Source organism: Mesorhizobium amorphae (assembly GCF_014843845.1).
Classification (GTDB): domain Bacteria; phylum Pseudomonadota; class Alphaproteobacteria; order Rhizobiales; family Rhizobiaceae; genus Mesorhizobium; species Mesorhizobium amorphae_A.
Window position 1 is genome coordinate 1 of record NZ_JHQS01000120.1, and the last position, 22304, is coordinate 22304.

Sequence of the window (22304 nt, forward strand, 5' to 3'; positions counted from 1 at the left end):
CTTTACTGAATGACGGCTCGGCCCTCATCGGACGCCCCGCCTTCAAGGGTCACGCGACACCGCTTACAGTCGACCGAAGACCCTGGTCGAATGACTCGACCTCGATCTCGGGATGGACCTTTCCGAAGCTGGCTATGGATGCCGATTACGGTAGGAGTGCCGCAGGGTGCGATTCTCGCGAGAGGCCCACAGGGCTAGGGCGCCACTGGGGCCGGCAAGCATCGTTGCTTTGCCTGGCCCCACGCTCGGACGGATGCGAGCTGCCTATCTGTGCTCGATCAGACGTTGAGCATCTCGCGGGGATTTCCCCTGACGCGCTCGCCTTTGGGATCGAAGAATCGGTAGCCGGCGGTGACTTTCACCTTTTTGGGACCGCCGTTGGATTGAACCTCCAACTCCGTGCCAGGCTCGGCGAATTCGCTATTGACCCATGCTCGTCCAATATTGCGATCGAGCAGTGGGCTGACCCAGCCGATCGTCGTTTCACCTGCGTTCTTCTTGGAGCCGCCGGTCAGTTTCAAACCTCCCGCTATCTGAGGCTCCGTTACGTCGGCCTCAATTCCTACGAGTTTGGTCCGGAGCCCTGCCTGCTTGCGGCGCAACATCTCATCTCTGCCATGGAAGAAGCCCTTGTCAAAAGCTACGGACCATCCAAGACCATATTCAAGAGGGGAACCACCTGCATAAAAGTCGGCGCCGAACAGAAAGCCTTTATCAACCGCGATCGGGAAGGCGGCCATCAGTCCGGTGGGGCCACCACCGTACTTCGCGCAATAGGCAGTGAATTTTTCCCACATGCCGTGAGCATACTCAGGCCCGAAATGGACCTCGTAACCCAGTTCACCGGAAAAACCCACCCGTGCAATCGTGGTTGGAACGCCCTCGAAATCAACCTGCACTAATCGGTTGTGCTCAAGATCTGCAATGTCCACGGCTTGTTGCAGTACATGAACCGACTTTGGACCCTGTATGGAAAGGAACGTGTTAGACAATTCCGTCACCCAGACCTGTCGACCATCGGACTTTTCCATGATCCACTTGCGCGAGGCGTCGCGAGTAATCCCACCGTGTATGATAAACCGATCTTCGCTGATCCAAAAAACGATAACATCGTCGATTAGGCTGGCCTTGTCGTCCAAGATGCTTGAGTAGATAGTACCGCCGGGGGTGATCTTTCTCAAGTCGTTTACGATAATTTCCTGCATGAATTGAAACGCTTCTGGTCCGCACACCCCAAAACAGCTCTGGAAGTCATACTCAGCAAAGCCGACACTGTTTCGGATCATCATATATTCGTCGTTCGAAGAAGTTATATGTGAAGCGACCTTCCAGCCTCCAAAGTCAATCATGGGGGCCCCGAGCTTCTCGTATATTGAATGATATGCCGTTCTTTTTTCCATGTTATCCTCCAAACTTTACAATTGGCTATCTTTGTCGGCCGATAGGCGACATTGGCACCGTTTCCAGAACGGACCCCCACTTGATCTCGGTGCTTCGTACGCTGGCAGCATGTCCTCGATCCGGGCGTCCATTCCGCGTGCAACGAACATGCTATCTCCCAAAGCATGAGTTGCTGAAAATTATTTGTCAATGATGCGCTCATTTGGCGTGATGAAAAATTGATTCCGGCTTGGCGCTGGATTCAACCATGGTCTCAGGTTCCGATAGATCGGGTGAGGCTTGGTTTGTTGAGCGTGCCGGAAGGTCGAAGGTGGCCGAGAAGGTTGAGCGCCGCAGACTGAAAGAATTTCTTCAAAGACAGCAATTAGCTGTAGACAGGAAAAAAATTCCACATTAATTTCGCTGCTCAGTCAGCCTATAAGCGGACTGCTTGGCCAAGGGCGGGAGGGCGATCCTTGTGCAGGGGGCGTGCTCGGAGGAAGTTGATCGCGAGCCGGTGGCAATCGTCGTCCTGGCCCTCCACCACTCGCCGTACCGGAAGTAGCTGCATCGATAAGGATAGCCGGTTGGGCTTTTTCTTGTAACAGGAGCATCAAATGAGCGAAAGATACAGCTGTGACGTACTCGTTGCGGGAGCGGGAATTGCGGGTGCGGGGGCGGCCTATTATCTGTCGAACCAAAATTTGAACGTTATCCAGGTCGAGTCCGACCATCCGGCTTCCGGACCGACCGGCTCGTCGTCCGCCGTGTGCCACGCGTTCTATGGTGATCGCGAGTTATCTTTGCTCGCAAAACGCGGGATTGAGATCCTAAAGGACCTCCCAGGCGCTTTTCATCAGTCTGGCTGCCTGTGGGTTTGCGGCCCTCAGCATGAACCCGTAAATCGCGAGATTGTTAAGCGGATCCGCGACGATGAAGGAAGCCGAATCGAGGGGCTGACCGGAGAACAGGCGCAAGCAATTCTCCCCCATTTCAATATGGAGGGGATCACTTTTGCCGCATGGGAAGACGAATCGGGACACTGCGACCCTTACGGCGCAACTAACGAATTGGTCAATCGCGCTCGCGCGAATGGCGTTAAGTTTATGGGCGGCCGCTCGGTAACCGATATTCAAGTGACAAATGGAAACACGACTGGAGCGACGCTAAGTGATGGAACCGTCATCTCTACCGGTCGCGTAATTCTTGCGACTGGTGTCTGGTCTAAAGCACTCGTGGCCAAGCTTGGAGTTGACCTGCCGACGTTTATCGAACGTCACTTCATGGCGGTGATGGATGCGCCTGGTGCCGCAAGGAAGTTACTTCCGCATTGCTGGGTCGATGAAACCACTAACTGTTATGCTCGGCCGGAAGGCGAAAATACAATTTTGGTCGGGACCTGGGGTGGGGGTGGCACAGGCGTCGAGAACGATGAGCTTAAAGAAGCACACTCTCGCATGAACTATCGCCTCGATGTCGCGGGCCAATTGGACCGAACGATCACGCAGGAGGAATCGGTCTGGGCAATTGAACATATCATGTCCCGTTCTCCTGAGATTGCCGAATTGGGCATCCGTCCTGGCTATGCCTGTCAGTACGATATGAGCCCGGACCACCTTCCTATCGTCGACGAGATTCCCGGTGCAAAAGGAACTTTCGTGATCACCGGCTCGAGCGGGCATGGCTTCAAGCTGGGGCCTGCCATTGGCGAAGTCGTTGCTAAATGGGCGTTGGGTGAACGGCAGGAACTACTCAGGAAGTTCTCGCTGCATCGCTTCTCGTAACGTCCTCAACGCGTTTGCATCCATGGCAGGCTACTTGCTCGTCATGGATGCCAGCGCGGGCTTTTCATCTTCGAGAAGATGCGCGTTATCCAGTGATGCACTCGCCTGGAGGCGGATCTCCTCCAATTCCTCGATACGTTCGCGCGTCGGCTTCTCCATGGAAGCAAGGATCTGAGCGATAACTGCTTCGATCTGCGCCACGGATGACGCCATCGTATCGTAGGGCGAATTAACCTCAATTGGGCAGGTCAGCGTTAGTTCCGAAAACTCGGAAATGGGCGATAACCAAGGGTCCGTGAACAGAAGAATGCGAACGCGGCGGGCCGCAGCCAATTGAGCGAACGCAACAACGTCCAGTTGATAACGGCGATAGTCAAACACGATCAAGAGATCGCGCTTGCCCAAGTCGACTAGCACGTCCGTCTTTTGCGCCGACAGGGCGTCGATATGCATGATGTCTGGCCGAAATTGCAACAAATAGGCTGCCAGCATGCCGGCGATAAAACGGCTGTAGCGCCCGCCGAGCAGGACGACCTTGCCCTTTGTATCCATCACCAGGCGGGCGGCCCGTTGATATGACGCCAGCGGGGTCGAAGTCAGCGCTTTGTTGAGGTTGCTGGCCACCGAATGCATGTAGGCGATCGCAGCTCCTTGTTCGCTATCCGTCCCCATGTCAGGTCGTTTGGCTTCCATCATAAGCAAGGGCGAATGCAATCTTGCTTCAACATCTGCAAGCAGTCGCCGTTGGAGGGCAGGGAACCCTTCGAAACCAAGCTTCATGGCAAGGCGAACCACGGTAGGGTCACTGACGCCGGCGCGTTTTGCAAGGCTCGTAGCAGTGCCCAGCCCGGCTGCAGGATAGTCGGTCAGGAGCACCTGAACGATCCGCTCCTCTGATGGTGTCAACGAAATGGCCCCGTGCAGCAGCATGTCTCTAACGTTCATCGTGTCCTCCAACTGACATTGCTGAAGAGAATATTACAAAAGTTCTCATTGTGAAAACATGTCGGCGGACTGTGCGAATAATGCACGATGGCAAGCCACCAAAGCGGGCGCCCGCGCGCGGCTACGCTTAGTTTTCGGCCGCTGCGTTGAGCCAACTTGCCGGGTCGCGCCGCTCGCCAGGTCATCACCAAGCCGACCGGGTCCGTTTGTCTGCTGGGGTGAGTCATCGAGCGGCGCCGCCGGGCGATGTACGAGATGCGACGCGATGGCCCTGGTTCGTTCCACAGGATCCTGGTCCCAGATCAAACGGTTCGGCTAATTTGAAACTTGCCTACCGTTTGCAACCGCGGCCAGCCGAGACGAGACACGCGACTGCCCAATTCCAGGGAGAACCGATTAAGGCGGCGTGGCTCAGACCAAGCCGCTGCCCCGGCGAACTCGTTGCGGTTCAGGATCTGGTCTGAAGTAGGTTTTCTTAGCTTGCGTTGCGCAATAGCGCTTTATGCCGTTGTAGAAAGTTGTCCAGATGAATCTGACCATCGCTTGACTCTTCACCCTCCGCCTGGGCGAACGCGAAAAGCGCGATTTCGTGGTCAAGGAGTAGCTGGATATAGGGTTGGTCTTCAACCGGCGCCTCTACAAGCAGAGTCTCAAATTCACGAACGAATGGCTCCAATAGCCTCTTGAGCTTTACCGCAAACTCGGTCCAGGCAAGCTCTGCGTACTCAACAGATTCGTCGCGTCCCTTCTCGGCAAGCAATACTCTGCTATTTGGTTGAAGTTTGTAACGCGTAATAACTGGCAAAAGCGCCTCTGCAACGAGCCGCTCAATGGTGGCCAAATTGCGCAACTTCACACGCGATTGATCGCTGTCAGCCTTCTGGGCAAGAACGCCAAAAAATTCTTCCCCCAAGATTTCCCCCTCATAAGCGCTGAGCACGCGATTTTCGTAAGTTGGAACAGAAGACCGCATCGGAATACCTTTGTCGTTCATGAATGATGAGAGGCGTGGTGGAACTAGCCGATTGCTGAAGGCTCATTCCGAAATGCAAATTGTGGGCGGAGGGGTCCAACCGGCATTATACTCAGTGCCTAATCAAGGGTAGCCGCGGGCTAGGGGCGTGTCAATATCTCTTCAGAGGTAAGCTCTGATACGAGAAAAGTAGACGGTTCGCCAATGTCGGGATGAGGGACCGGCAGACAGCGTTGTCTGTCAGCGCACGCCGGATGGCTATTGCTCAGCTCGGCTGCGTTTGCCCCGGGATATCAAATTCTCCAGCCCCTGGGGTAGCGATTAGCCATCTAGGACCGCAACCAGACGGCTGTAGCCCCTTCTGCACAATTTTTCATATGACAGAATGATGTAATGATATTGACATGAAGGTTGAGCTGTCCAATAGTCGCAATTCCGCAGAGGAGCAGACGGAATGGTCAATTCCCGCATCAAGGCTGTGACGATGGATTCGCTGGCTCTGGCCGTAATCCTGGTGGCGGTAGGGATCTTGGCCGGTGTTTTGTTTGGTGCGAATGGAACCCGCATAGCTACATCGATGTCGATCGTAGTCACTGCCTGTGTTGGCTTGCAGGTTTTTTCCGGCAACACAGGTATCGTGTCATTCGGTCCTGCGGCCTTCATGGGGGTGGGTGCCTATACTGCTGGCATCCTCACCATGAGCCCTGTTGTTCAACGGACAGCACTTCCTCACCTCCCAGCCTGGATGGCGGGCTATGGTCTTTCAGTCTGGTCGTCGTTGGTGGTGGCGGCCCTCGCCGGACTGATTTTAGCGGGGGTGAGCGGCCTCGTTATCCGGCGGTTGTCGGGTTCGGCCGCGTCCATCGCCACTCTGGCACTGCAGATTATCGTCTACACGGTTCTGGTGGCGACAAAGGACATCACGCGCGGAAGCCAGACATTCTACGGAGTGCCCCGCAATACCACGCTTGTGGTTGCTCTATGCGTAGCGGCGCTGTCGATCGTGGTTGCCCGAACTTTTAGGGATACAAGGACTGGCCGCGCCGTCCGAGCCACGCGAGAGGATGAAGTAGCCGCGGCGGCAGTGGGCGTGGACGTGCGCCAGGCGCGCCTTAAGGCATGGCTGTTGAGTGGAACGATACTGTCGATTGCCGGGGCGCTGTTGGCGCAGTTCTTAGGTGCCTTCGGCCCCAAGGATTTCTATTTCGAGTCGTGTTTTCTGCTGATTTCGATGCTGATCGTCGGAGGGCTCGGTTCTGTTTCGGGCGCACTGGTAGGCGTGATCGTAATCACAGCAGTCACGGAGCTGCTCAGGGCGCTAGAGGGTGGGGGAAATTTTCTCGGATACTCTGTCCCGGCCTTGTACGGACTGCCCCTCGTTGGTGCCTCCCTGGCGATGATCCTCGTTCTTTTTTTCAGGCCCACTGGTCTTGTTGGTGGCCGGGAACTCGAGCTTGCAAAGGCATGGGACCCTTCGAAGGGCCGCGCTAGCAAGCCCGTTCCTGGAACGCAAGATGTTCAGGCACCAAAGGGTGCACACGCCCTGGAGGCAAATCAACTGTCTCGTCATTTCGGCGGTGTGCGGGCCGTCGACGGGGTGTCCTTCAAAGCGGAAGCCGGGCTTATCACCGGGTTGATCGGTCCGAATGGCGCTGGGAAGAGCACCTTGATCAATCTGTTGACTGGCCAGCTGCGACCCAGTGCAGGTCATGTGGCGCTTGGCTCGGACTTGATCGAAAATAGGCAGCCTCACCTAATTGCCCGCGCAGGTTTGGCGCGGACGTTCCAAAACCTTCGTGTGTTTGCTGACATGACCGTTCGGGAGAATGTTCTTGTTGCCGCCGAGGCATGTGCGGCCGACACGGCTCTAGCTGTGTGGCGCACGAATGACGCCCTGGCGCGTTTTGGCCTGGAAACGTTAGGGGACCGGCTTGCCGGCAGCCTTCCGTACGGCCAAAGGCGTCTCGTAGAAATCGCCCGCGCGCTTGCGACAGGTCCCCGGTTTCTCCTTCTAGACGAACCTGCGGCGGGGATGAATCCGGCGGAGACCAAAGAGCTGATGGGCAGGTTGGCCGCACTGCGTAAGGACACAGGCGTCGGCATTCTCGTGGTTGAGCACGACCTGCACCTTATCATGTCACTGAGTGACACCATCGTCGTTATCGACAGGGGACAGCGCATCGCCGTCGGCACGGCTGACGCCGTCAGAACCGATCCTGCCGTGATCTCCGCCTATCTCGGAAGCAAAAGGATGGGCGAGAAAAAAGCTCAGCTCGCACCAGGCTCTGTGGCGCAGGTCATCGGGGCCAGCGCGTCCTAGAGATCGTATCTCTGACTTACTCGGTCTGATGGATATTGAATGGTTACAAAAGGAAGAAGGAGTTGCAGCCAGAACAACTAGATAAGACTTCGGAAAAACGAAGCATTGCTCAAACCTCACATGGGAACTCAAAAAATGAACAAGCTAAGATATGCAACTGCGCTCGCTGGCGTTGCCGCGATCGCGCTCTCGTCAACCGTGGGATACTTGTCGGCGGCTGAATACAAGATCGGTGCTGCAATGGCCCAGACTGGAGCCCTGGCACCTTACGATCAACCTGGTCTGGCCGGCTTCAAGTTGGGCATCAAGGATTTGAATGCCAAGGGCGGTATAGGGGGCATGGCGACAGTCACCCTCGAAGTCATCGACACCCGCTCGGACACCGCAGCTACCGTCAACGCAGCCCAGAAGTTGATCGATGACGGGGTTCAGTTTCTGATTACCCCGGGCGATGCGGATCCTTCAATCGCAGCGGGCCAGATCGGGCAGGCCGCGGGCATTCCAATGCTCAACCTGGCGGGCTCGCCCAGCCTCACACCTGCTGTCGGTGACTATATGTTCATTTCCTACCCGTCCGACACGGTCCAGTCGGCCGCCTTGGCGAGCTACGCTACAGAGACTGGTTATAAGACGGCATTTCTTCTGAAGTCGCCCGACTCCGCCTACACGTCCAAATTCCCGGATTATTTTGGCGAGGCGTTTAAGAAAAAGGGTGGCAGCGTTGTCGGTGAAGCGTCCTACTCGATGGGCCAGCCAGATTTTTCTGCCGTGGTTTCTCAGATCAAGGGATTAGCACCGCAGCCTGACGTCATCATGACGACTGCGTATGAGCCGGACTTCCCAGCCTTCATCAAACAATTACGCGGTGCTGGTGTTAAGATTCCGGTCATCGAATCGGATGCCATCGGCACTCCGACGGTATATGGGCTCGGATCGGTGGTCGATGGCGTTGTGCAGTCCTCAGCGGGGTTTCCAACCCCGGGCAGCGGGATGGAAGCGTTCAATAAGCGCTTCAAGGAGGAGACCGGTCATGACGCCGAAACCTCATACGAGGCTGCGGGATACGAATGGGCACAATTGCTCGACGCCGCAGCTCGCAAAGCAGGATCGCTCGAGCCGGCGAAAATCAGAGATGCATTGGCTAGCCTGGAGGATGTGCAGACCGTTCTCGGCAAAGTGACGTATGCTGGAACTGAGCGTGTTGCGCTGCGGGACGTTGCTATTATCCGCATCGAAGGGGGGAAGCCGACCTTTTTGAAGCTATATCGGCCGACGAAGGAGGAAATCCCCAATCCTTAAGCTGGTAGGAACGCCAATGCTCCGTGTCGAGGGAATGAAAATACGCTACGGGGCCGTCCAGGCTGTCCATGGCGTCGATCTAAACGTTGGAAATGGAGAACTTGTCACGCTCATTGGCGCTAATGGCGCCGGCAAGAGTTCGATTCTTGCCGGCATCGCCGGGTCCATCCCACCTGCCGAGGGCCAGGTCTTGCTCGAAGGTCAGCCAATCACCGGCCTGCCCGCGGACGTGATCAGCCGAAAGGGAATAGCACTGACGCCTGAGGGTCGCCGCGTTTTCGCCCATCTTACAGTAGGCGAAAACCTGCATTTAGGGGGAGCGGCGTTCTCGAAAGGTGATGAGCTGCGGGCTCGCCGCGATAGCATGCTCTCCCGCTTTCCCATCCTTGCCGACCGCATCGATCAAAAGGCAGGGAGCCTGTCGGGCGGTGAACAGCAGATGCTGGCGATCGCGCGATCTTTAATGAGCCAGCCCGACCTGCTCTTGCTCGACGAACCTTCGTTGGGTCTCGCACCTCAGACGATAGACAAGGTCTATGAGCTGATCGATGACCTGCGGAAGGAAGGGCTTACCATTCTGCTTGTTGAACAAAATGTCGAGTTGGCTCTGTCGGTGGCCGATCGGGGGTACGTGGTCGCCAACGGCCGTATTGCTCTGAGTGGTACGGCATCTGAACTCGCCAGCTCTGACCTTGTGCGGCAGGCATATTTGGCAATCTAGGAGGCCGTTATGGAATTCGTCCAGTACCTGGTTAATATTCTTAGCCTGGGTGGAATATACGCTCTCCTGGCCCTGGGGCTGGCGATCGTCTTTTCGATCGTGGGGCTCATAAATTTCGCCCATGGCGAACTAATGACGATTGCAGGCTACCTCATCGTCCTGTCGCTTTCGTTTGGCTTGCCGCTGCCTGTGGTTCTTCTGGTGGCCTGTCTGGGGGCGGCGCTCTCTGCAGTATTGATGGATCGAATTGCGTTCCGTCCCATGCGGTCCGCATCCGTGACGACGCTCATGATTACCAGCTTTGGCGTAAGCACCATTTGCAAGGTTCTTTTTCAAAACGGAGTTTCTGCTCGCGGTAGAGCGGTCGCCCTGCCGGAATGGATGTCAGGAACGCTTACTTTCGGAGGCTTTCAAATCGGCATGGTTCCGCTGACATCCATCGTCCTGACGGCACTCGCTCTAATCGGGCTCGACATTTTCCTGCGCAAAACGACTTTGGGCGTTGCGATGCGCGCCGCCTCCGAAGACTTCGTCATGGTCAGCTTGCTTGGTTTGCGCGCAAACACAGTCATTGCGACGTCCTTCGCGATATCGGGTCTTCTTGCCGGGATTGCCGCGATATTGTGGATTTCGCAGCGTGGCTCGGTAGATCCGCTCATGGGCTTTACTCCGGTCCTGAAGGCCTTCATCGCTGCGATCATCGGTGGACTGGGTTCTTTGCGTGGAGCCGTGCTAGGCGGATTTGTGCTCGGGGCGTTGGAGGTCGGTTCAGAACCGTTCCTCACCATAGGTACCGCGCCATACCGGGATGCGATTGTCCTTCTGGCGGTAGTCCTTTTGTTGCTGGTCAAGCCGGATGGCCTGCTGCCAGCCGTACGCGGTGTTCGCTCGTGATTACGAACCCTTTGGTGGCGGCGAGGAATCAGCCCGGATGTAACAAGTACCGACGGCAAACGAGCAAGCATTGACGCCCCTATAGGCTTCAGCCCGTTGAGCAACATTATCAATGTGCTGCCACGTGTAGTAAATAAAGGGAGGAGAACAGTGATGGATTTGACACTGACTAGCGCCGAGCTGGTGCGTAATGCACGGGCACTCCGGCCGCTTTTGCGTGCAAATGCCGAGGATTCGGCAACAAACAGACGGCTTGCGCAGGAGAGTGCTGCGGCGGTGCGAAGCGGCGGCTTTCTGCAGGGGTTGGTGCCGCGCCGTTGCGGTGGTCACGAGATTGATATCCAGACTTACTGCGAGATTTGTGAGGAACTGGCCCGCGGCGACAGTGCGGCTGGTTGGCTCGCCATGGTCGCCAATAGCAGCGCATCTTTGATGGGGCTCATGCCTGACAAGACGCGCGCCGATGTCTTTGGCTCGGATCCCCGCGCGGTTGTCATCGGCCAATGGGCCCCCACCGGTAAGGCCGCTGCGGTTGAGGGTGGCTGGATGTTGACAGGCAAATGGCCCTGGGCATCCGGGTGTTTCGAAGCGCAGTGGAGCTTCGTGGGCTCCCCTGTCCTGGATACCAGCGGTGCTTTGACCGACGTACGGCTTGCACTGGTGCCGACGTCCGAGCTGAAGATCGAAGACACATGGCATGTTGCCGGGATGGCAGGGACCGGGAGCAATACCTTTGTGGGCAAAGATATCTTCGTGCCGGAACACCGGACGATGCTCATCAGCGAAATGATTTCCGGTTTCAGTCGCTCGGACCATTCCGACGAACCGCTCTATCGGGCACCGCTCATAACCGCGCTTCCATTGGGCATATGTTCTGCGGCCGTCGGGATGGCAGAAGCAGCTTTCGATTACACGTTGGAGAACCTCGAGCGCGGCAAGCCCATTGTGACATCCCTGTATACAGATGCGAGGCAGTCCCCAAGCTACCAGCTAAACCTGGCAGATGCTCGTGGGCTTATCGACTCCGCGCGGCTGCATACCATGCGCGCGGCCAGCGATATCGATCGCTCTGTCAGCGATGGTACGACCATGACCGATCTCGAGCGAGCTCGCGTCCGACTTGACGCGGCGGTTGCGCAAAAACGCGTGCGGGAGGCCGTTGACCTGCTGCTGAACATAGGCGGAGCATCGGTTTTTATGCTCAGTAATCCGGTCCAGCGGATCTGGCGCGATATAGAGACCTGCACGCGACATGCCTACATCAATGGCGACATTGGGCGCGAGATATACGCCCGGGCGCTGCTGAAGCTTGACCAGGTGAGCGCAGGCTTCTGAAATCAGTCTGCGATCAGTTCAGATAAGTCAGAGCTACGGAGGACAGACTTGGATAGGAACGATGCCTTTCGGGAGGCGATGGGCCGTTTCGCCGGGGCCGTCAATATCATTACGACTGAAGAAGATGGCCTTCCCAGCGGTCTCATCGCCACTGCGGTTTGTAGTTTATCCTTCGATCCGCCGTCTGTTCTGGTTTGCATCAACAAGTCGGCCAGTTCACACGACACGATTTTACGGCGAGGCATCTTCGCCGTAAATCTGCTATCTCCTGCGTTGTCCAATGTGGCGCGTCGATTTCAATCTCAAAAAGGTCCAGATCGGTTCGAGAAGAAATATTGGGTCGCGGGCAAAACCGGCGCACCCCTCCTGATTGGCGCTCCGATGGCGCTTGATTGCAAACTTAGCCATACCTATGACGGTTTTTCGCACAGTATCTTGATCGGCGTCGTCACCGACGTGCAGCTTGGGGAGGGCGATTCCCACAATTCGCTCCTTTGGCAAGGTCGCCGATACCACAAGCCGATGGAATTCGTTGAACTGGTTCGTCGACCAGCCGACGTACAAATGATCTTGGATGAAATGATTTTCTAGGTTCAGAAAGGGGAAGGCGTGTTCTGGTTATAGGGAACAACGCCTGGCGCATCCGGATCGCATGAGGAGTCGGACCCGCGAAATCTGGTTACTCTTCGACGATCCTTGAGATCTCAGCCCCAATGATCACGCCATCACGCTCCGCCTTCAGCTTGGCCACCCTTCCCTTTCTGCGAAGTACTCCATCTCGAGCTGTGCCGAGCTGATTCTGCCGATGGCTGCGAGGCTCGCGGATCCATTTTGCATACGTTCGCGCAAAAGCCGGAAACGGGCCAACTCGGTGACTATCACCAGCCGGCAAAGGATGAGATCAAGTCGGTCGAAACCTTACCAGCGGCGACATCTTGGAGCGCTTGACCAATAATAGCAATGCCTTCGTCGGCTTCACTTGTACTCAATGTGAGCGGCGGGGTAAGCTCCAGGACGTTCGAATTCGAACCGACATAATACATTACGAGTCCTAGCTGAAACGCTCTATAAACAGTGAGAGCGGTCTGGATTTTCGCTGGTGCGCGACTGACGCGATCACCCACAAGCTCAATCCCAATAGCAAGTCCTTTCCCTCGGACATCGCCAACCAACTCCCAGCCTCTGCTTCGCTTCGAAAGTGAGGCCAACATGTAAGAGCCGACCTCTGCCGAATTTCGTACCAACTCATCCTTTTCGATCGTCTCAAGTACCGCCAATGCCGCCGACGCGCAGATCGGGTTGCCGTGTAGCGTTTGGTAGGAGAAGGTAGGGGAATGATTCATAATGGGCTCGGGTCCGACGACGGCAGATATCGGCAAGCCTCCGCCAAGGCCTTTACCAAAAACCACAATGTCTGGCTCAATCCCTGAATGTTCGAAGGCGTGCAGAAGTCCGGATCGAGCTAAGCCAAACTTCACTTCATCACACACCAGAAGAATTCCGTGCCGACGGCAAAACCGTTCGATCTCGGCAAAGAACCCAACAGGCGGCACGAGCAATCCTCCGTCACCCTGTATCGGTTCGATAAAGAAGGCAGCGACTTCTTCCGGACGAACGTCCCCCGAAAATGCCTCCTCGAGATGCGCCAGTGCCGCAGCACTGGCAACTGCCGGGTCACCTTTCGCGTAACTGTTCGGATAAGGCACCAAGATCAGGCCGCCGAATTTCTCCACACCTTTGAGCGCCGGATGACCCGAAACAGCCATGGAACCGCTGGTCCCGCCGTGGTATGCGCCCTTGAAGGCCAATATTCGCTGGCGTCCGGTGGCTGCGACGACCATTCGAGCTACTGTTTCATTAGCATCAGACCCAGAGTGCCCCAGCCAAACTCGGCCGCGGCTGCGTGGTGGAACCAATGATAAAAGCTTCTCTGCAAGAAGCACGCTAGGTTCGTTTGCGGAAGACAGGTAGCTTGCACCAGCTTGATCCGAAAACGCCCGCGTAATGGCCTCGCGAACCGAAGGATGACCATGCCCTAGGCTGGCAGCTCCCCAAGAGGCCGAAAAATCAAGAAGCTGGCGACCATCATCACCTCGCAAATATGATCCTTTCCCTCCAATGATCGCTTGAGGAAAGAAACGAAGTTGGGCCATGTTCGAAACTGATTTGCTTTCACGTCGATAAAGATCGGTCACTGGTCTTCCTTTCATATCGGCAGCGGTGAGCACCGGGCTGTTTCGGCTATTCGACCTTCTTGCTCGCCATAGGGTAAAGCGGTCCATTCGGCTCCATTGCTGGCCGAAATGGCCGTTCATCAGGCGCGCGACCCCTGCCAAATTATTTTCAGAGTTTTACCATTCCTGCAAATAGAAAAAAATTTGACATTGGGTACCGTCGGCGTGGGAGGGGCATCGGCGCCATGGACATTAGGCGCACAAACGAAGGTTGCGCCGACCAAGAGCGCAGCTGCGACGTAGCACCGAAAGGCTGCGGAGTGCGGATAGTCAGCCCTGGCCTATTGCCGATTGCGCCAGCCGGCGCGCACCATGGCAGTCATGGTGGCGGAGCATGTTGAACTGGCGTTGTTTGAGCAGTCACTCGGCGACCGCGAGGGCGTGCATCAACCGTTCGGTGATCGCGTGGCTGACGCCGCGGAGAAAACCGCAGGATCGGTCCTATTCGACGTACGTGTCCGACGGCGATATCTGCGTTCAGCGGATGGCTGCGATTGGATATGGCGAAACCGGCACAGCGATAATCGTGATGGATAAGAGCGGACAACTGAGATGCGCCTCGATCAACGGAGACTCCGCCCTTTTGGAGGCGCGGAGCAATTAACCGCGGACCGTACCAATGCTGACCAACTCTTGCAGCTCGCACAACAGGTGACCGGTTTTGACGTCGTTATCGATACGTCTTCCTATAATGCCGAAAGCACAAGAACCGCATGGGCTGCCTTTTCCGGTATGACCGAGCGCTGGATTCATCTTAGCAGCGCGGCCGTCTACAAAGAGACACCAGGTAGATGCCCTGCGGAGGGCGATCCTATCGGCGGAGCCGAAATATGGGCGGATTATGGGGTTGAAAAGGCCGCCGCTGACGCATTTCTCATTGAGAAGGCAGAACAGCTCCCGGTTACAATTTTCCGGCCGCCTTATTTGTATGGGCCAGGCAATGACAACGACCGCGAATCTTTCATATGGGCGCGCTGCCTACAGCGGCGGCCGGTCGTACTCCCTGGAAATGGCGAGACACTGATCCAGTTTCTCCATGCCGGGGATCTTGCCGACATCATGGTCCACGCTGCGGCTTCCGAAGCGATTGGCGCGCAGGTATTCAATCGCAAGTGACGAGCGCGTGAGTTTGGGGGATTGGGTCAGCCTAGTAGCAAGTGCTGCCGGTTTCGCTGATCCCGGTATTCTCGCCAAAGATCAAGCTGGTGATTACATGCCGCGTCAGTAATTCCCGTTTCGCGATTATCCCTGCTGCGTCCATGTCAAGTTTCTAATGAAGAGCTTTGAATGGCGTCCGCGTTATAATCTACTCGATGGATTCCGTCGGACATTTGAAAAACAAGACGTCCAATATCTGAAGAGTAAGGTTCTCGGCACAGAGATCGAGACGACCATTCTTACGCGGCTCCGTGCCAGACCTTGGGTTTGGCGAAGAGGTTCTCGACCTTAGCTGCCTTGGCGCCGGCATCGTCTTTCAGTGCGCGCAATGGGAGCGTTCCGGCGGTCAATACTGCCTTGCTGGAACGGAGCAGGTGGGCTGTCCTAGCAAGACGGTTGAGTGCCCGGAGTGCCAAACAATGAACAAATGCGCAGGAAGCGCTCGATCCGGCGCCTTCGGCAGGCCTGAGACCCTACAACCTGTGCAAGTACACAGGTAGCGAAGTCAGCGCATCCCAAGCACCATTGGGTGTCGGCGCAATTTCCATCCCGATCACCAACGAGAGGATGATCAGTGGGCGAGCGAAATTCCGGCATTCGTCGACAAGATGATCGAGGCCGGCTGCGATATATGCGCTATCGGGCACCTTTTCTATTTGCTAAGCGACCTTGACGGGAAGGCACCCTGGCGCAAGGTAAAAAGAATCGAAGAAGAGTTTGGCGATCGTGATCACCTGCGACCGGAGATCGTTGCCTACCTTCGCTCGATTGGTAGGTACATAGAACCCGAGTCATCGACGGACGAGGGCCGGAGAACTCACTAAACAGGCTCGAATCGGCGCCCTTCGCCGGGGGCTGTCGGTCCCGCATCCCGCCTGTCGGCGGCGCTATGCTGATGCTCCTACGGCCGCCCTGTTGAACCGGTCTCAGGGCCACGAACTTTCTCCAGCACCGAAATGGCTTAGTCCCGCTGGCGGGCATTTCGGTGCTTCCGCCTTGTACGCCCTTCTTTGTAGCGGCCGCCCTCGCGGCATGGCTGCGCCGATATGGATGTGCCTGGCGGCACGTTTCCTCGGTGAGGGGGAAAGAGGCGCGCGGCCCTCTCTCCCAGGAAGCCGTCGCCGGCGGTCTCCCCCATCTTCCTCCGCTGCGCTCCGTGCAGACCGGGGATACCCCTCCGCCTGCGAGGCTTGCCGCCTTGCGGGTCACAAGGTTATGGATGAGGCCGTGGGCCTCGATGCTGGCGGCCAATTCGGCCCTGCCCGCCTCGGAATTGACGCGGCGGTTGATTTCAGCGGTATTCATGGACTTGCTGCTTTGGTTGTCGTTTCAGGACTACCCTTTCCCCTACGGGTTCAGGTCGCCTGAACCCCTGCCTCGCGGCGAGCAGCGGGGAGCGAGGGGCCATCCCGCTCGGCAAGCTGGTGCCGAGCAAGGCCAACGTCCCCGAAGGGACCAAAGTTTGAGGTCGTCGCCGGAGGGCGGCGTCTGGGGGCGTTGCGTTTGCTGCTGGAGGAAGGTCGCACCGTGCAGAGGACGGCCTGACGTTCCTGACCGACCGACCCTTGCTGGTGAAGCTTGCCAGCGACGGGCTTGAGGCTGTGACCGGGGTGGAAATGGGTGGAAATCAGCCTCGACAACACCTTCATTCACAGTAACGGGTTCGGACGCATCTATGCGGTGCGGCGCGACCCGACCGAAGCCGAACAAGCCGAACTGGCGGCGCTCGGCTTGGAGTACGACAAACTGGCCGAGGCTGTTGATGTGAACGCCGAAGGCGACCCGCAAATCGAGGCCCACGAGGCCAAGTTGCAGGCGCTGGAAAGCCGCATCGAGTCCATCAAGAACGCGGCGAAAGCCTTTGATGCAGGTGAGATGGCGCTGGCGGGATGTGTCGTGGGTATCTCTCACCTCGGCGCGTTGCAGGTCACACCGGGACTGGTGAAGACCGAAGATCGCAAGGCGCTTGCCGCCTTGCAGAGTGGTAGCGAAAGATGAGGGCCAGAACGAAGGCGACGAAGCCAGCGAAGCCGGGGAGAAGGAAAGCCCCGACGAGGAAGCCGTTGGCATATCGGCAGCCCTGACCGAGGAGTTGACGGCCATTCGCACGGCAGCGCTGCGCGTCGAGCTCTCAAACCGTCCCGATGTGGCGCTGGTTGGCATCGTGCATGCGCTGGTGAGCCGAGTCTTTTACGACTACCATGGCCGTATTGAGCCAGCGGTGGAGGTCACCGCCAGCGCCGGAACCTTGCGCCCTCCATCAAGGAGCCGGATGCCTGCCGTGCTTTGTCCGGCTGGAACGAGGTGATTGAAGGCTGGAGCCACCGCTTGCCCGGAAACCCCGCCGACCTGTGGCCATGGCTGGGCCCGCCACGAAACCGGCAAGGAGCGCATAGCCCAAGCCGACCTGATGGCAGAGGCGGTCGGGCTGGATATGGGCCTGTGGTGGACACCGGAAGCGGCGTTCCTCTCGCGGCTGTCGAAAGCTGACATCGCTGGCGTGATGCGTGAGGCCGGGTGCGCGGAAGATGCTGCGAAAGCGGTCGAACGCGGCCCCAAACCCGAAGGCGTCTTACAGGCCGAGAAGGAACTGGACGGCAAGGGCTGGCTCCCAGCAGCGCTGCGGATGCCGGTCAGGCCCGATGGCGAAAGTCCTGATTAGATGGCGATCGCCGCCGAATAAAGGCCAGATACTCAGCCCGGGGCAGCGATGCCCCGGGTTTTTTGCGTCCGGAATGTCCTTAGGCCGGTGTCGAACCGGCCGAGGCCAGGCGAGGGCGCCCCTGGCCCGCCCCTCGCGCTCCCCGCCCGCCCAGGAAGCGCCTCGGCCTCACGGAACGCCTAAAAGTGTTTGTAACTGGCGCAGTGGTCAGTCTACCTTGAATGAGTAGCCAAAACGCCGTCTAGCTCGGCACGAAGACGCTCGAGATTGCTTTTCGGCTGTCTTCCAACGGGATTGATTCCTGATAACGCAGAGCGAGGCTTTGTTCGCGCGCGACCTGGCGGGCAAGTTCATCCATTTCCGACGAAAGCGTAAGAAGCCCGCCGAACTTGCTCTCGCTGTCAAAAATGCGGCGCGACCCATCTGGCACAGACAGCGTTCGAGCAAAGGTTTTGTCCTGCCACAATCTGTCCAAAAACCGCTGCGTTTCGGCAAGCACCGCGAGTTCGTAAAACACGCCTGTGCGCAACACAGCTTGGTCCGCGTGGTACATAATTGCCGCTATGTCGAAGCTCGGAAGGTCGACCGTCTTGCCATCTTCGATGGCGTCATTTTTGACATTCTTGCACAAACGGATAGCCTTCTTCAGACCGCCATGGGCCTCATTTTGATCCCGGTCGTGCACGCGGCCGATATGCAAAAATGGCAGGTTGTCGATCGTCTCGGGGACTTTCTTGTTCAGAATCTTCACGCCTCGATCGCGCTCGAGGTTTGACGACTGGTAGTCAATTGTGTCGACCCAGTGCGACGGTACGACGTCGACTGGCCGCGCAAGCGAGCCGCCAGAGATCGCGATGGCTTTGCCGCCGGAGACGTCAACGTCGGCGTCTGGGTAGGCGGCAATAAGGATCTTTTCGGCCTCTTTGCGCAGACGCATCAAACGGCCAACGGACGTGTCTTGGCTTGGAGATGTGTAATGACCAGACCGCGCTTTGAGGCCTGCCACATAATACGAGAAAAAGTCGAGTTCGAGATTCAGCAGATCGACGTCGCTGACGCCCCTGATGTGGACGTTCAGGGGGACAGAGCCTTGGAGCCGGAATTCTACACTCCAACCGGCAGTGTGAAGCTTCTCGTCCAGCTGCTTTCCGACACGCTCTGCTGTTTCGATGCTGATCCTGGTGTATTCGGGTCCGACCTCTTCCATGGCGCCAAGCGCATACCGAGTATACGGCTGGCTCGCCGCTCTGGTCTGCCATTTCTCGTCGCCGAAGCTTTTAGTGACAATGGCTGACTGGGCAGCCTCACTCAGGCGACCCAGCCGGTCGGTCCCGCGTCGGCGCGTCTTCAATTGGGCAAGGCGTTTGTTGATATCAGTGGCCATGATTAAAGCCTCGTGAGGTTCATCTGGCCGAACGTATAGCGGCCATATCCGTTGAAATATTCGCCCTTCCCGGACCGTAGATCCTTGGCGAACGTAATCTCCGCTGAGCCGCGGTGACTCTTCAGCTCGGTCTCGCCAATGTTCGGATCGTTCTTGTAGCCATAGAAGAGCCGGTAGCCGTCGGCCTCGTCATAAATGAGCGCTGCGCTGGTGCTGTTCGATCCGGACTGCGCAGTCTTCAGGCGGACGCGGATTCGGTCCCAACTCTGGACGATCGTTATCTTAGCTTTCCATTGGAAGCCGGGCGTGCCATCGGGATTGAGTGTCTGACCATCGCAATCCCAATCGCCCGAAAGATTGGGAACTTTGAGGACCTTGGAGAGCAGGCCCCACCGCCAGGCAAAACGGTCAAGGATCCAATAGAGTACGATGAAAACGGTGCCGGCGCCGAGCAACGAAAGCACCGATGGCGGCACGTTGGGGGAGACGCCGAATGTTTTGGCGAGATCGACCGCCCACAGGAAAACAAAAACGACTCCCGCAGAGACAATGCTCGAGATGACGCCTAGGTAATGCCCAATGCGCGCACGGTTCACGCCGCCGAGCACGGTATATTCATGTTCAAGCATGGAGGCCCTCAAGTGACTGGAGGGCGACGGCCGGAGCCGCCGCCCCAGACCTTACCTAGTCTTCGTAGGGTCGGTCAGCCGGTACTTCTGACCCGACTCCAAGGGAGGGGGCAGAGGCTCGCCCTTGGTCACGGTACGTTCAATACCCGTACCGCCACCGCGGGGCCCGGTGATCTCGTACTGCCCCGACGTGGGGGCCTTTTCACCAGGCTTGTAGAGGTCGTCATTAGACATGGGAGGATGTCCAGGTGGTTGCCAATAGTACCATCTGGCACTAGATACCGACCTGCTGAGGGTTCGGACTAGCGGTCTGAAGGCGTCCTACGGCACCACACAGACCGCAGTTCACAATCCAACGATGGCAGGTGACGGAGACGTCACCTGCCATTTGTTTAGGCATATTTGAAATTAGATGTAAATACCGATCCGGCGTGCCAACACTAAAAATACCGAATATTTTCAGTCTGTCAACAGCAATCGCGTCGGGGGCGTTGGCGTAAATTGTCGCAGCGGCCGGATATATTCCAGGCGCTGGCGGTCCAGGCAAAAGTGGGAAGCGAATTGTTTGAAATCAAGACGGCGATGCGTCAAAAATTGACGTAACGGCAAGCATCGTAAGGGCCAAGAACTAGGTCGCCCAAAGCTTCCGAATGATTTAGGCCAGGGCTTCAAGTTCGGCCGCAAGCCCAAGCTCTCACAGCAACAGCGGCGAGAGGCGTTGGCGCGGCTGGCGGCCGGGGAGGCGAGGGGTGAGGTCGCCCATAGCTACAATGTCAGCAACAGCACGATTTCGCGGCTGCATCCGTAGCGTTCACGGGCGGCAGCCGAGCCGTCCAGGCCGGAAAGAGGACGTGTTTATTTGCGTCGCACCGAGCTTCCCAGGGCGTTAGTCCCTATGAAGGCATTCGTCGCTAGTCCGACGTCAGCGGCGGAGGATTCAACGCTCCAAAATCCCAGCCCGCAATGAATACACTGCATATCATTCCGGGACTCACGGAGACGTTGGGCTACCCGCGCCCGATCATGTTCGGTCTGGCTCTGAGCGTTGCGACGGCGCTCCAACTAGGCCGCGATTTCCCCCGCGGTAAAGGATGTTCCAGGCTTCTTCATACCTTAGCCTTTCGCCAACCGGCCCACCATGCTTGCCATTCGGAGCAGAACCATCGCTCCCCACGCGCTGGGTTTATCCGCGTGGCCAAATAATATTCCTGGCCTGGCATGTGATAAATATGCTCGCCGCGCTCGTTGATGTTCCCCTTGATGTCGCAACCAACCTTGCGCACCGTGACGTCGCTCGAGGCACCATACGAGTGAACGGCTGGGGCCGCGGCCGGCTGTCAGCCGCGACATAGGCGGCTGACGAGATCCCAAGCAGCGCAAGAACGATTGCAAGGCGAGCTTTGAGAAGCGTGCGCCACCATGGTGTTCGCCGTTTGCGCCATGGCTGAACCGCATTCCCCATCGCCATCTCTCCCCTAAGGGAGGATGCGTCTGTCAAAGCAAAAAGTCCAGAAGTCGCGAGCAAGCGGGGAGGCTAGATTTTCACCCCGGCGTTTTGTCGGCTGGCTTGCGGCCGAGACCAGCGGACTTCGCAATGACGGACCGGCGAGCGGCATAATTGGGCGCCACCATCGGGTAGTCAGGGCCAAGTCCCCATTTTGCTCTATAACCCTCGGGTGTCAGGCCGTATTGGCCTCGGAGATGCCGTTTAAGAGACTTGAATCTTTTTCCATCCTCTAAGCAGATGATATGGTCGGGGAACACGGACCGCTTGCGATTGACCGCCGGAACGAGCTCAGATTCTGATGGAGCAGGCGGTTGTACAATCCCCCTCAACGCAGAATTGACACTTGCGATCAAGTCCGGAAGATCGGCAACAGGGGTCGCATTCTTCTGGACGTAGGCCGCGACAATATCTGCCGTAAGAGCCAACAAATCCACGCCGGCCTGTTGAGTATTATCCTCATCCACGCCGGCCTGTTGAGTATTGTCCTCATCCACACCGGCCTGATGAGTATTGTCTTCATCCACGCTGGCCTGTTGAGTATTGACCTCATCCACGCTTGTCTTTTCGGTATTGTCATCAGTCATAAATATACTCCCTGCTTTTCACCAGCCTTCCTGACCTGCCACTGAATTTTCATCCGGCTGCAGTTAGAGCCTCGGCGGGTTTTATGCCGTATGGCGCGGGTTGAGCAACGGGTGATCGGCGGAGCTGGTCGGGGTTGCGCAGCCGATCGTCCGTTGCGGTGAGATTGGCGGCATAGGCCGCAGGCGTGATGTATCCGAGCGCCGAATGTGGGCGCGATCGGTTGTAGTCGTCTGCCCATTCGGCGATGGTTGTTCGGGCATGGTCGAGGCCGAAGAACAGGGTTTCGTTCAGCAACTCGTCCCGCATCCGCCCGTTGAAGCTTTCGCAGAAGCCGTTCTGCATCGGCTTGCCCGGCGCGATGAAGTGCCATTCCACCTGATGATCCTTCGACCAGGCGAGGATCGCGTTCGAGGTGAACTCGGTGCCGTAGCACCTACGGAATGACGGAGCGGCGGCGACCGGGAGAGCGGTGCGCGCAGCTTTTCGCTGCAGGC

Annotated in this window: 21 protein-coding genes and 2 pseudogenes; 14 read left to right on the forward strand and 9 right to left on the reverse strand. The window is 57.3% G+C overall.

Going from position 1 to position 22304, the window contains the following annotated elements; translation table 11 throughout:
* Positions 1-278 precede the first annotated feature (278 nt).
* Positions 279-1400 (reverse strand): aminomethyl transferase family protein, encoded by a 1122-nt coding sequence (locus tag DH08_RS30700; protein WP_192182978.1) that lies wholly within the window; start codon positions 1398-1400, stop codon positions 279-281.
* A 597-nt stretch (positions 1401-1997) separates the two neighbouring features.
* Here DH08_RS30700 and DH08_RS30705 point away from each other — a divergent pair.
* Positions 1998-3164 (forward strand): NAD(P)/FAD-dependent oxidoreductase, encoded by a 1167-nt coding sequence (locus tag DH08_RS30705; RefSeq protein WP_192182979.1) that lies wholly within the window; start codon positions 1998-2000, stop codon positions 3162-3164.
* A gap of 30 nt (positions 3165-3194) precedes the next feature.
* Here DH08_RS30705 and DH08_RS30710 read toward each other — a convergent pair whose 3' ends face one another.
* The gene (locus tag DH08_RS30710; protein ID WP_192182980.1) at positions 3195-4109 is read right to left on the reverse strand and encodes a MurR/RpiR family transcriptional regulator; all 915 of its coding nucleotides are present in this window, start codon (positions 4107-4109) and stop codon (positions 3195-3197) included.
* A 475-nt stretch (positions 4110-4584) separates the two neighbouring features.
* Positions 4585-5103: a hypothetical protein gene (locus DH08_RS30715; RefSeq protein ID WP_192182981.1), complete on the reverse strand. Its 519-nt coding sequence runs from the start codon at positions 5101-5103 to the stop codon at positions 4585-4587.
* Positions 5104-5536: 433 nt separating this feature from the next.
* Between DH08_RS30715 and DH08_RS30720 the strand changes: the two genes are divergently transcribed.
* From DH08_RS30720 to DH08_RS30745, 6 genes are all read left to right on the forward strand, one after another.
* A complete protein-coding gene (locus tag DH08_RS30720; protein WP_192182982.1) occupies positions 5537-7402 on the forward strand; it encodes a branched-chain amino acid ABC transporter ATP-binding protein/permease in 1866 nt (621 codons plus the stop codon).
* Positions 7403-7537: 135 nt separating this feature from the next.
* Positions 7538-8701 (forward strand): ABC transporter substrate-binding protein, encoded by a 1164-nt coding sequence (locus tag DH08_RS30725; protein WP_192182983.1) that lies wholly within the window; start codon positions 7538-7540, stop codon positions 8699-8701.
* A gap of 16 nt (positions 8702-8717) precedes the next feature.
* Positions 8718-9422 carry an ABC transporter ATP-binding protein gene (locus tag DH08_RS30730; protein ID WP_192182984.1) on the forward strand — a complete coding sequence of 235 codons (705 nt, stop codon included), beginning with the start codon at positions 8718-8720 and terminating at the stop codon, positions 9420-9422.
* A gap of 9 nt (positions 9423-9431) precedes the next feature.
* Positions 9432-10316: a branched-chain amino acid ABC transporter permease gene (locus DH08_RS30735; RefSeq protein ID WP_192182985.1), complete on the forward strand. Its 885-nt coding sequence runs from the start codon at positions 9432-9434 to the stop codon at positions 10314-10316.
* 153 nt (positions 10317-10469) lie between these two features.
* Positions 10470-11651, forward strand: coding sequence for an acyl-CoA dehydrogenase family protein (locus tag DH08_RS30740; RefSeq protein ID WP_192182986.1), 1182 nt, complete (start codon positions 10470-10472; stop codon positions 11649-11651).
* 48 nt (positions 11652-11699) lie between these two features.
* A complete protein-coding gene (locus DH08_RS30745) occupies positions 11700-12242 on the forward strand; it encodes a flavin reductase family protein (protein ID WP_210328953.1) in 543 nt (180 codons plus the stop codon).
* Positions 12243-12529: 287 nt separating this feature from the next.
* Here DH08_RS30745 and DH08_RS30750 read toward each other — a convergent pair whose 3' ends face one another.
* Entirely contained in the window at positions 12530-13846 is a 1317-nt protein-coding gene (locus DH08_RS30750) for an aminotransferase class III-fold pyridoxal phosphate-dependent enzyme (RefSeq protein ID WP_192182996.1), read from the reverse strand.
* Positions 13847-14206: 360 nt separating this feature from the next.
* Here DH08_RS30750 and DH08_RS37540 point away from each other — a divergent pair.
* The 6 genes and pseudogenes from DH08_RS37540 to DH08_RS30770 all read left to right on the forward strand — a co-directional run bounded on the left by DH08_RS37540 (position 14207) and on the right by DH08_RS30770 (position 17705).
* Positions 14207-14489, forward strand: a pseudogene (locus DH08_RS37540) (hypothetical protein).
* Positions 14438-15001 carry an NAD-dependent epimerase/dehydratase family protein gene (locus tag DH08_RS30755; RefSeq protein WP_192182987.1) on the forward strand — a complete coding sequence of 188 codons (564 nt, stop codon included), beginning with the start codon at positions 14438-14440 and terminating at the stop codon, positions 14999-15001. Before DH08_RS37540 ends, DH08_RS30755 begins: the two are co-directional and overlap by 52 nt.
* Before the next feature lie 650 nt (positions 15002-15651).
* Positions 15652-15867: a hypothetical protein gene (locus DH08_RS36725; protein WP_246801104.1), complete on the forward strand. Its 216-nt coding sequence runs from the start codon at positions 15652-15654 to the stop codon at positions 15865-15867.
* A 796-nt stretch (positions 15868-16663) separates the two neighbouring features.
* Positions 16664-17041, forward strand: coding sequence for a hypothetical protein (locus DH08_RS30760; RefSeq protein ID WP_192182988.1), 378 nt, complete (start codon positions 16664-16666; stop codon positions 17039-17041).
* Positions 17025-17351 carry a hypothetical protein gene (locus DH08_RS30765; RefSeq protein WP_192182989.1) on the forward strand — a complete coding sequence of 109 codons (327 nt, stop codon included), beginning with the start codon at positions 17025-17027 and terminating at the stop codon, positions 17349-17351. Before DH08_RS30760 ends, DH08_RS30765 begins: the two co-directional genes overlap by 17 nt.
* On the forward strand, positions 17352-17705 hold the full coding sequence (locus DH08_RS30770) for a hypothetical protein (RefSeq protein ID WP_192182990.1): 354 nt from the start codon (positions 17352-17354) through the stop codon (positions 17703-17705).
* A gap of 241 nt (positions 17706-17946) precedes the next feature.
* On the opposite strand, the gene DH08_RS30775 is transcribed toward DH08_RS30770, so the two are convergent.
* On the reverse strand, positions 17947-19089 hold the full coding sequence (locus tag DH08_RS30775) for a nucleotidyltransferase-like protein (RefSeq protein ID WP_192182991.1): 1143 nt from the start codon (positions 19087-19089) through the stop codon (positions 17947-17949).
* A gap of 2 nt (positions 19090-19091) precedes the next feature.
* Positions 19092-19718, reverse strand: coding sequence for a Cap15 family cyclic dinucleotide receptor domain-containing protein (locus DH08_RS30780; RefSeq protein ID WP_192182992.1), 627 nt, complete (start codon positions 19716-19718; stop codon positions 19092-19094).
* A gap of 688 nt (positions 19719-20406) precedes the next feature.
* Between DH08_RS30780 and DH08_RS30785 the strand changes: the two are divergent.
* A pseudogene (locus tag DH08_RS30785) lies at positions 20407-20526 on the forward strand (hypothetical protein); the annotation flags it as partial.
* A gap of 298 nt (positions 20527-20824) precedes the next feature.
* On the opposite strand, the gene DH08_RS37575 reads toward DH08_RS30785, so the two are convergent.
* From DH08_RS37575 to DH08_RS30795, 3 genes are all read right to left on the reverse strand, one after another.
* On the reverse strand, positions 20825-20938 hold the full coding sequence (locus DH08_RS37575) for a hypothetical protein (protein WP_486867667.1): 114 nt from the start codon (positions 20936-20938) through the stop codon (positions 20825-20827).
* Positions 20939-21260: 322 nt separating this feature from the next.
* A complete protein-coding gene (locus DH08_RS30790) occupies positions 21261-21689 on the reverse strand; it encodes a Ros/MucR family transcriptional regulator (protein ID WP_345892473.1) in 429 nt (142 codons plus the stop codon).
* A gap of 169 nt (positions 21690-21858) precedes the next feature.
* Positions 21859-22304: transposase (locus DH08_RS30795; protein ID WP_246801105.1), on the reverse strand; the 446-nt coding region annotated here is incomplete at its 5' end.

What these genes read in the sequence shown, in the direction of transcription:
- DH08_RS30735 (WP_192182985.1), top strand. Translation starts at nt 9,432, where the DNA reads ATGGAATTCGTCCAGTACCTGGTTAATATTCTTAGCCTGGGTGGAATA.
- DH08_RS30755 (WP_192182987.1), top strand. Translation starts at nt 14,438, where the DNA reads ATGCGCCTCGATCAACGGAGACTCCGCCCTTTTGGAGGCGCGGAGCAA.
- DH08_RS30725 (WP_192182983.1), top strand. Translation starts at nt 7,538, where the DNA reads ATGAACAAGCTAAGATATGCAACTGCGCTCGCTGGCGTTGCCGCGATC.
- DH08_RS30715 (WP_192182981.1), bottom strand. Translation starts at nt 5,103, where the DNA reads ATGAACGACAAAGGTATTCCGATGCGGTCTTCTGTTCCAACTTACGAA.
- DH08_RS37575 (WP_486867667.1), bottom strand. Translation starts at nt 20,938, where the DNA reads ATGCCAGGCCAGGAATATTATTTGGCCACGCGGATAAACCCAGCGCGT.
- DH08_RS30730 (WP_192182984.1), top strand. Translation starts at nt 8,718, where the DNA reads ATGCTCCGTGTCGAGGGAATGAAAATACGCTACGGGGCCGTCCAGGCT.
- DH08_RS30775 (WP_192182991.1), bottom strand. Translation starts at nt 19,089, where the DNA reads ATGGCCACTGATATCAACAAACGCCTTGCCCAATTGAAGACGCGCCGA.
- DH08_RS30700 (WP_192182978.1), bottom strand. Translation starts at nt 1,400, where the DNA reads ATGGAAAAAAGAACGGCATATCATTCAATATACGAGAAGCTCGGGGCC.
- DH08_RS30740 (WP_192182986.1), top strand. Translation starts at nt 10,470, where the DNA reads ATGGATTTGACACTGACTAGCGCCGAGCTGGTGCGTAATGCACGGGCA.
- DH08_RS30780 (WP_192182992.1), bottom strand. Translation starts at nt 19,718, where the DNA reads ATGCTTGAACATGAATATACCGTGCTCGGCGGCGTGAACCGTGCGCGC.
- DH08_RS30710 (WP_192182980.1), bottom strand. Translation starts at nt 4,109, where the DNA reads ATGAACGTTAGAGACATGCTGCTGCACGGGGCCATTTCGTTGACACCA.
- DH08_RS30705 (WP_192182979.1), top strand. Translation starts at nt 1,998, where the DNA reads ATGAGCGAAAGATACAGCTGTGACGTACTCGTTGCGGGAGCGGGAATT.
- DH08_RS36725 (WP_246801104.1), top strand. Translation starts at nt 15,652, where the DNA reads ATGATCGAGGCCGGCTGCGATATATGCGCTATCGGGCACCTTTTCTAT.
- DH08_RS30720 (WP_192182982.1), top strand. Translation starts at nt 5,537, where the DNA reads ATGGTCAATTCCCGCATCAAGGCTGTGACGATGGATTCGCTGGCTCTG.